The 8965-nt window shown below is 31.5% G+C and carries 5 protein-coding genes; 4 read left to right on the top strand and 1 reads right to left on the bottom strand.

Translation table 11 applies throughout. The features are described from left to right. The coding region (locus ACIQ11_RS06385) for a UvrD-helicase domain-containing protein (protein ID WP_396153865.1) at positions 1–2189 on the bottom strand (2189 nt) is incomplete at its 3' end. 254 nt (positions 2190–2443) lie between these two features. On the opposite strand from ACIQ11_RS06385, the gene ACIQ11_RS06390 reads away from it, so the two are divergent. The 4 genes from ACIQ11_RS06390 to tyrS form a co-directional block, all read left to right on the top strand. Beyond that, positions 2444–3052, top strand: a complete 609-nt coding sequence (locus ACIQ11_RS06390) for a superoxide dismutase (RefSeq protein ID WP_396153867.1) — start codon at positions 2444–2446, stop codon at positions 3050–3052. 77 nt (positions 3053–3129) lie between these two features. Further along, positions 3130–5358: a DUF5686 family protein gene (locus tag ACIQ11_RS06395; protein ID WP_396153869.1), complete on the top strand. Its 2229-nt coding sequence runs from the start codon at positions 3130–3132 to the stop codon at positions 5356–5358. A 39-nt stretch (positions 5359–5397) separates the two neighbouring features. Then, entirely contained in the window at positions 5398–7824 is a 2427-nt protein-coding gene (locus ACIQ11_RS06400) for an RND family transporter (protein WP_396153871.1), read from the top strand. Between the two features lies 1 nt (position 7825). Further along, a partial coding sequence (gene tyrS / locus ACIQ11_RS06405) for a tyrosine--tRNA ligase (protein ID WP_396153872.1) occupies positions 7826–8965 on the top strand: 1140 nt, incomplete at its 3' end.

Here is an 8965-nt window from a genome sequence, read left to right on the forward strand (position 1 = left end):
GTCATAATTCGGATGGCTTTTTCTCCTTCTGGCGAGGGAATGCTTTGTTTGAAACCTGATTTTTCCCAATATTCTAAAAAATCTGCAATGCTCGTTTGATATTTTACGTTTCGTTCTAAAACTAAATCTAAAAAATACTGCACATACGAAATGGTGGTTTTTTCTTTTAAAAACACATTTACAATGTTTTCAACTGCCTCATAAAGTGATTTTTTTCTGCAATTTTCAAAGGATATTTCACAATTAAATGACGCTAAATATTTTTGCAAATCCGCTTCCGATAAATCTTTTGCAGACATAATAAAATCGTGAATTTTATCTTTATCAACCTTTGTATTTGCTACAAAATACAACCAATTTATTTTTGATTCTTGATTATTTGAACTATCTAAATATTCTAAAAAATTAATAATAAATTTTACTTCGGAAGCATTTTGAATTAGTAACGTTTCCGATGAAATAATTGGAATGTTATTTTCGGTTAAAAAATTAGCCAATAACACTCCGTTTTTAGTTTTTCGAGTTAATAAAACAATGTCTGAATAGTCAAATCCATTTGCAAGAGATTGCTGAATAATTTCTAAAGTTTTCGATAAATATTGTTTGTCCTTTTCTGTAATCGATTCGTCTTCTGCAATTTCTTCATTTATTTCAATGGTATCATCTAAAAAAGTAACCGATACAAAACCGCCTGTTTTTTCATTTGTTTCCTGACCAGCGGTTTCTTTATATAATTTTTGATAGGCTTCATTGGTAAATTCTTCAGAAAGAAATTGAAAAAATTGATTATTAAAATCAATAACTTCAGAGTAACTTCTGTAATTTTTTGGTAAATTTTCTACTGATTTCTCTTTATTGGAAAACGGATTTACATCCGTACTTAAATCAATAAATTGTTCTGCTTTTCCGCCTCGCCATCGGTAAATGGATTGTTTTGGATCGCCAACAATCATTAACGAACCTTTTGTGCCATCTAAATCTTCACTTGCCAAGGCATTATCAATTAATGGTATAAAATTTTCCCATTGTAATTGTGAAGTATCCTGAAACTCATCTATAAAATAATGACGGTATCTATCGCCTAAACGTTCATAAATAAAAGGAGCGGGTTGGTCTTTAATTTCGTTGTGAATTATAGCATTAAAATCGGAAATAGATAAGACATTTTGGTCTTCTTGCAATTGCTTATATTCTTTGTAAATTACATTAATTAACGACAATGGAATCATATTTTTTATGATCAAATCGAATAATGCGTTTTCGTTTTTTGCTTTGTAAATGAGTGTCAGTTTTTCTTTCCAAGTAGGTGCTAAACGACGAACTACTTCTAAATTATTCGATTTTTTAGGAACTATAATTTCTCTTTCATTTACAAAATCGTATTCAGTTGCTTTTTCGTTATATAAATTGGCAACGTGATTGTAAAACGTTTTTCGGTCAAAATCTTCTTCCGTTAAATTATTTGCTGCAAAATCATCTAAAATGAATTTCGCATTTTCTTTTATTTTTAATTTATTGGATTCGATTTTTAATTTAATTTTCTCTGCAATTTTAGAAAAATCATCTACGGATTTATCACTTAATTTTCCGAAATTAAAAAAATGTTCTTCGTTTAAAATTAATCTTGAGACCTCATAAAGATCTAATGTTACGTCCCAACTTTTATCGTCATCTGTCTTACTTTTAGCAAAATTGATTAATATTTGAGTCAATTCTTCATCCTCTCCTGCTTTGGCAACCACGACATCAATAGCGTTTTTTAAAAGTTCATCTGTATCGAGTGTAACATCAAAATTGGTAGGTAAATTTAAATCGTGCGTGAATGTTCTAATGATACGATGCGTGAATTTATCAATAGTAGAAATATCAAACGCCGCGTAGTTGTGAATTAAATTCTTTAAAATTTTTCTGGATTTTTGTTGTATCGAAGGAACATCTAATTTTATTTCAGCAGCAATTTCTCGCATAAAATCGGCTGTTTTTTCAGTAACTTCGTCTTTAGTAAATGCAATTAAACTTTCAATAATTCGGCTCTTCATTTCCTCGACCGCTTTATTGGTAAACGTAATGGCAAGAATTTTTTTATAGGTATCATTAGCAGGAGCTACCAGTAAAATTTTTAAATATTCTTTTGTTAAGGTATACGTTTTACCAGAACCAGCGGAAGCGTTATAAACTTGAAATGCCATATTTTTGATTTTTTTTAGCCACGGATTACACAAATTTACACGGATTTTTTTTAACTCAGTCTAATGCGAACTATTTTGAGCAAAGCGTTTGCAATTTTATTGGAAAATCCTATGTACCTATGTGTTTAATTTTTCACAATTTAAAAGATTATTTTCTAATATATTGTGTTTTAATTAACTATCTAAATTTTTATTTTCAAAGTTAAAGTTATAAATTTGAAAAAAATAATTAATCCATTAAAAAATAGTAAATCATGGCTTTTGAACTCCCACAATTACCTTATGCATATGATGCATTAGAACCACATGTTGATGCAAGAACTATGGAAATTCACCATACAAAACATCACAATGCTTACACTACAAATTTGAATGCTGCTATAGCTGGAACTGATTTAGAAGGAAAATCTATTGAAGCAATTATGGCCAATTTAGATATGAATAATATGCCGGTTAGAAATAACGGAGGTGGTTTTTACAATCACAATTTATTTTGGACCGTAATGTCGCCAAATGGTGGTGGTTTGCCAACTGGCGAATTAGCAGCTGCAATTGACACTGCTTATGGTTCGTTTGATGCATTTAAAGCAGAATTTGCTAAAGCTGCAGCCACTCGTTTTGGATCTGGATGGGCTTGGCTTTGTGTGCAAAAAGGCGGAAAAGTTGAAGTGTGTTCTTCACCAAATCAAGATAATCCTTTAATGCCAGGAATTGGTTGTGGCGGAACGCCTATTTTAGGATTAGACGTTTGGGAACACGCCTATTATTTAAATTACCAAAACAGACGACCTGATTATATTGAAGCGTTTTTCAAAGTAATAAACTGGGACGAAGTAACAAAACGTTTCAACGAAGCAAAATAAATTTTAAAATAAATAAAAGCGTTCAAGTAATTGGACGCTTTTTTATTATCTGTATATTTGCTTTTAATTTCTTGTAAATGAGAATACTCGTGTGGTTTATTTTTTTTAGTTCTTTTGTGGCAATGGCTCAAAAGACAACTTCAAAGCACCGTGAAGCCACTGAAAATTTAGTAACTAGTATTATTCAATTACAAAGCAAAAACCAAATAAAAACGCCTGATTTTAGTTATACGTTTTACGAAAAATCAATTATTTCTGCGAATCCAGATTCTATTTCCGCTTCAATTGATACGTTATTTAAAAACAAGCGAAAAACGAAATTTATAATAGATTCTTCAAGTTATAAATTCAAAAAAATTATTACCAAACAACATATTTATCAAACCGAAAAAGTAGCAAAAATTTCTATCGAAAAAGGCAAGAAAAAAGAAACTATTATAGGTTTAAAAATGGCGGGTTTAAAACAACCTGTTTACGAATTATTAGGTCAGGAATTTATGCCTTTCGATTTGAGTAAAAAACAATTGAAAATTTTACAATTTACTTTTCAAAATCCGTTTTCAACTGATGGCTCAGTTAAATATAAATTTGAAATAACAGACACGTTAATTAAACCAAATGGTAATGAAATAGTATTGCAGTTTGAATTAAAAAAAAGCATCAAAAAAAACAAATTAAAAGGTGTGGCTATTGTTGATTTAAAAACAAATGCCATTACTAAAATTACTTTTTTTATTAATAGCATTATAAATGTAAAAGCGGAAACTATTTTTGGCTCGTTTAATACTGAAAAATCGTGGTTTCCTGTTTCGCAAAACATATTGGTAACCAAAGGAAAAGGAAAACAAAATATTGATTTTTTAGGAGAAACCATTCAGTTTGACAATTTGCCGAACACTTCTAAAAAGTATGATTATTCTAATGATTTGTATGTGAAAATTTACAGAGATTATAGTAATTATAACTTTACACAACTTCAAAATAGACAGCCATATCAAATTCAGATTGATAAAAGTGCTATTAAAACAAATACCTCTTTTTTTAGTACGATTTCAAATGACACTTTAGACAAACGATCACAAAACACCTATCAAACATTAGACAGTTTAGTAACCGCAACAAAAATTGAAAAGAAAATTTATTTCGGAAAAAAACTAATTAATGGCCAAATTCCGTTTGGTTGGTTTGACTTTCGTGCGCGCGATATTTTTAAATATAACAGTTACGAAGGTTTCCGATTGGGTTTAGGAATTGCCACAAACGATCGCTTTTCACCTTATTACAAACTATTTGGTTATGGCGCATATGGCACACGAGACGGTATTTTTAAAAGTCAACTTGGAAGTGCGTTTCGGATTTCAAAAAATTCGGATAGTTGGATTTCGGGTTCCTTTACAGATGATATTATTGAATTTGCTGATTTAACCTTAATAGCTGATTCAAAAAAATTCAAATTATACGACCCAAGACCCTTTAATCTTTCTACATTTTATAACCATCAATCGTATGAACTGACTTTTGAATCGAAATTCATTTCTAAAATTGAAACTACTTTTAAAATAAGTCGTTCCAGAATTAATCCTTTATTTGATTACGAATTTATTGCACCAAATAAATCATATAAAATATACAATTTAACTTTAGCAACTTTAAGTTTGGAATGGTCGCCAAATAGTAAATTTTTACAAGCACCACAAGAAATTTTAGAGGTGGAAAAAGGATTTCCAAAAATAATTTTGCAGGTGTCTCACGCCATACCAAATGTACTGAGCGAAAACATTGAATTTACAAAAATTGATGCCCGAGTTTATCAAGAAAAGAAATACTTATCAGGACAAAAAACCACTTTTTTATTACAAGGAGGAATTAGTTTAGGCAACGCACCACTATCCCATTTATATAGTGTAGCACCAAATAATTTAGACCGAGAAGCCATTTTAAGGCGAATTACATTTGCTAATAAAACGTCTTTTGAAACCATGTATTTCAATGAATTTTTTTCAGACAGGTATTCACTTTTTCAGATGAAACACTACTTTAATAAATTTCAAATTTCAAAAAGCATTAAACCGATATTAATTTTAGGAACTAAAGTCGCTTTTGGAGGATTTTCTCATCCTGAAAATCATCAAGGTATTGCATTCAAAACTATGGAAAAAGGTTTTTTTGAAAGTGGATTTGAATTGCAAAACATTTTCAAAGGCTTCGGTTTAGCTACCTATTACAGATATGGTCCGTATCAATTGGAAAAGTTTGATCAAAATATCGCTATAAAATTATCTTTTACTCTGAACTTGGGGATATAATTCATCATAATTCTTACCTTTGCACACTAAAATCATATCATGACGAAGTGGTTAAACACCAGTTTTTGGAATTTTGTAGCGCGTACGCTTTTAAGAAATAGACATTGGGTGCTTTTGTGCATTGCTTTGTTTACTATTTTTATGGCATCGCAATGGAAATACATCCGTTTTACACAAACCGAAGCCAATTTATTACCCAACGACCATAAAGACAATATTGCTTACACCGATTTTTTAAAGAAATTCGGCGAAGAAGGAAATATTATCATTTTTGCTGTAAAAAGTTCCGATGTATTTAAGCCCGAAACGTTTAAAGCTTGGAACAAAATGATGGCTTCTATTGCTAAAAACAAAGAAGTTGATGGCGTGTTATCGTTTAATGAAATTCAGGATTTAGTTAAAAATGATTCCTTACAAACCTTTCAAACCAAACCTTTTATAGATCAAAATAAAGTAGCTGATGCTGCTTATTTGAATGCTAAAAAACAAGATTTATTAAACAAAATGCCTTTTTACGAAAGTTTATTGTTTAATAAAAAAAGCGGCGTGGTTAGAAGCGTTATTTATCTTAAAAAAGACATAGTAAACAAACCCGAAAGAAAAGAATTTGTTTTAAACAAACTAATTCCTGCTATTGAATCGTTTAAAGAAACTGCAAAAACGGATATCAAAGTTTCAGGAATGCCTTACATTAGAACCTTAAATGCCAAAGCAATTATTAGCGAAATCGGCTTGTTCATTGGGGCTACTTTATTGGTAACTTCGTTAATTTTCTATTTCTTTTTCCGTTCGTTTCGTACCACTATGATGGCGCTTTTTGTGGTGATGATTGGTGTGATGTGGTCTTTCGGATTTTTGGGATTATTGCGTTATGAAATTACAGTTTTAACCGCTTTAGTGCCTTCGTTAATTGTAATTATTGGCATTCCGAATTGTATTTTCTTAACTAATAAATACCATCAAGAAACGCGAATTCACGGAAACAAAGCCAAAGGTTTACAACGTGTTTTAACCAAAGTAGGAACCGCAACTTTTATTACAAATGTTACAACAGCCGTAGGTTTTGCCACGTTCATTATTACCGACAATAAATTGTTACAAGAATTTGGAATTGTAACTTCCATAAACATTATGGCCCTTTTTGTGTTGAGTTTATTCGTAATTCCGATTTTCTTCAGTTTTATGCCCATTCCAAAAGCGAAACATTTGGAACATTTGGAACGAGGCTATTTGGTGAATTTTAAAAATTGGATTATCAACCAAGTAAAATATCATAATGTTCGCGTGTATTCGGTAGCTGTTGGGATTTTAATACTTGGAATAATTGGCGTTTACAAAATTAATATTTCTGGAAGTATATTAGAAGATATGCCCAAAAACAATGCGTTTTTTGAAGACATTCGTTTTTTTGAAAAAGAATTTAAAGGTGTGTTACCTGTTGAGATTTTAATTGACACGAAGCGTAAAAAAGGCGTAATGAAGATTTCAACTTTGAAGAAAATGGACGAGTTGCAATCGGAAATTGAAGCCATTCCAGAACTTTCAAAACCGGTTTCTATTGTCAATTTAGTGAAGTTTTCAAAACAAGCGTATTACAACGGAAATCCTGCCTTTTACGATTTACCCGATTCGCAAGAGCAAGCTTTTATTTTGCCATATTTGAAAAATTCATCAAAAGACAGCAAAAATAATCCATTGAAAAGTTATGTAGATTCCACTGGGCAATATGCTCGAATCTCAACTTTTATGAGAGAAGTCAGCACAGATGATATGGTAAAAGTGGAAGAAAAATTAAATGACCGAATCAATAAATTATTTCCTAAAGAACGTTTCACAGTTACTATTACTGGAAAAGCCTTATTATTTCAAAAAGGAACCAGTTATTTATTAGACAATTTAATAGAATCGCTTCTTTTTGCTTTAGCATTAACAGGTGCTCTAATCTTTTTCTTATTCCGTTCGGTGAAAATGATTTTTGTGGCTTTGATTCCGAATTTATTACCCTTATTAGCTACGGCTGGATTGATGGGTTATTTAGGTATTCCTATTAAGCCTTCTACTATTTTGGTTTTCGGAATTGCATTCGGACTCTCCGTAGATGATACGATACGATTTTTAGCGCAATACCGACAAGAATTGGTAAGAAATAATTGGAAAATTAAAAAATCAATCTTTTCTACATTAGAAGAAGAAGGACCGAGTATGTTTTATACGTCTTTTGTATTGTTGTTCGGATTTTCGGTATTTACATTATCTGATTTTGGTGGAACAGTGGCTTTAGGAGGTTTGGTTTCCATCACGTTATTATTCGGAATGCTAACCAATTTAATATTATTACCAAGTTTGGTTTTATCGTTAAACAGAAGTTTAGCCAACGAACAAGAATTTACAGAACCTATTTTAGATATTTTAGAAAATAATGAAGACCCAGATGCTGTTGCTGAAGGTGAAGAAATAAAAAAATAAAATGAGAAATTTAATCGAAGAATTACAATGGAGAGGTCTGGTACACGATGCGATGCCAGGAACAGAAGAGCAACTTTTAAAAGAGCCAACAGCCGTTTATATTGGTTTTGATCCTACTTCAGATTCCTTACATATTGGTAGTTTAGTGCCTATTATTTTATTAATGCACTTGCGGAAATTCGGACATAAACCTTACGCTTTAGTTGGTGGTGCAACAGGTATGATTGGTGATCCATCAGGAAAATCAAACGAAAGAAATTTATTAGATGAAGCCACTTTAAATCATAATGTAGAAGGAATTAAAGGTGTGTTATCTCGCTTTTTAGATTTCAACGCTACCGATGCACAAGCCCCAGTTTTAGTCAATAATTACGATTGGATGAAAGATTTCTCGTTCATTGATTTTGTTCGAGAAGTGGGAAAACGCATTACAGTTAACTATATGATGAGTAAAGATTCTGTGAAAAAACGTTTGTCTGGTGAAGGCGAAGGAATGAGTTTTACAGAATTTACATACCAATTAATTCAAGGGTACGATTTTTATCATTTGCACAAACACCACAATTGTAAATTACAAATGGGTGGAAGTGACCAATGGGGAAACATCACAACAGGTACAGAATTAATCCGAAGAATGAATGTTGATTCTGAAACGGAAGGAAAAGCTTTCGCGATGACTTGCCCGTTAATTACAAAAGCTGATGGTTCGAAATTCGGAAAATCGGAAAAAGGAAACATTTGGTTGGATGCTGATAAAACGTCTCCATACGAATTTTACCAATTTTGGTTTAATACGACTGATGTTGATGCCGAAAAATATATTAAAATATTCACGTTCTTAGACAAAGCTACGATTGATGCGTTATTAGCGGAACACGCTGAAGCGCCACATTTACGAGTATTACAGAAAAAATTAGCCGAAGAATTAACCGTAATGATTCACGGTGTAGCAGAACACGAAAAAGCCGTTTTTGCTTCACAAGCCTTCTTTAAACCAACCGTGGACGATTTAAAACAATTAGATTTAAAAACGTTAGCGGATGTTTTCCAAAGTTTAGACCAAGCGGAAGTTACTTTAGCAGAAATTGAAGCAGGTTACCCAATTGTGGATGCCTTTGTGAAATCTGGATTTTTATCTTCA

This window comes from Flavobacterium sp. (assembly GCF_044361065.1).
GTDB lineage: Bacteria > Bacteroidota > Bacteroidia > Flavobacteriales > Flavobacteriaceae > Flavobacterium.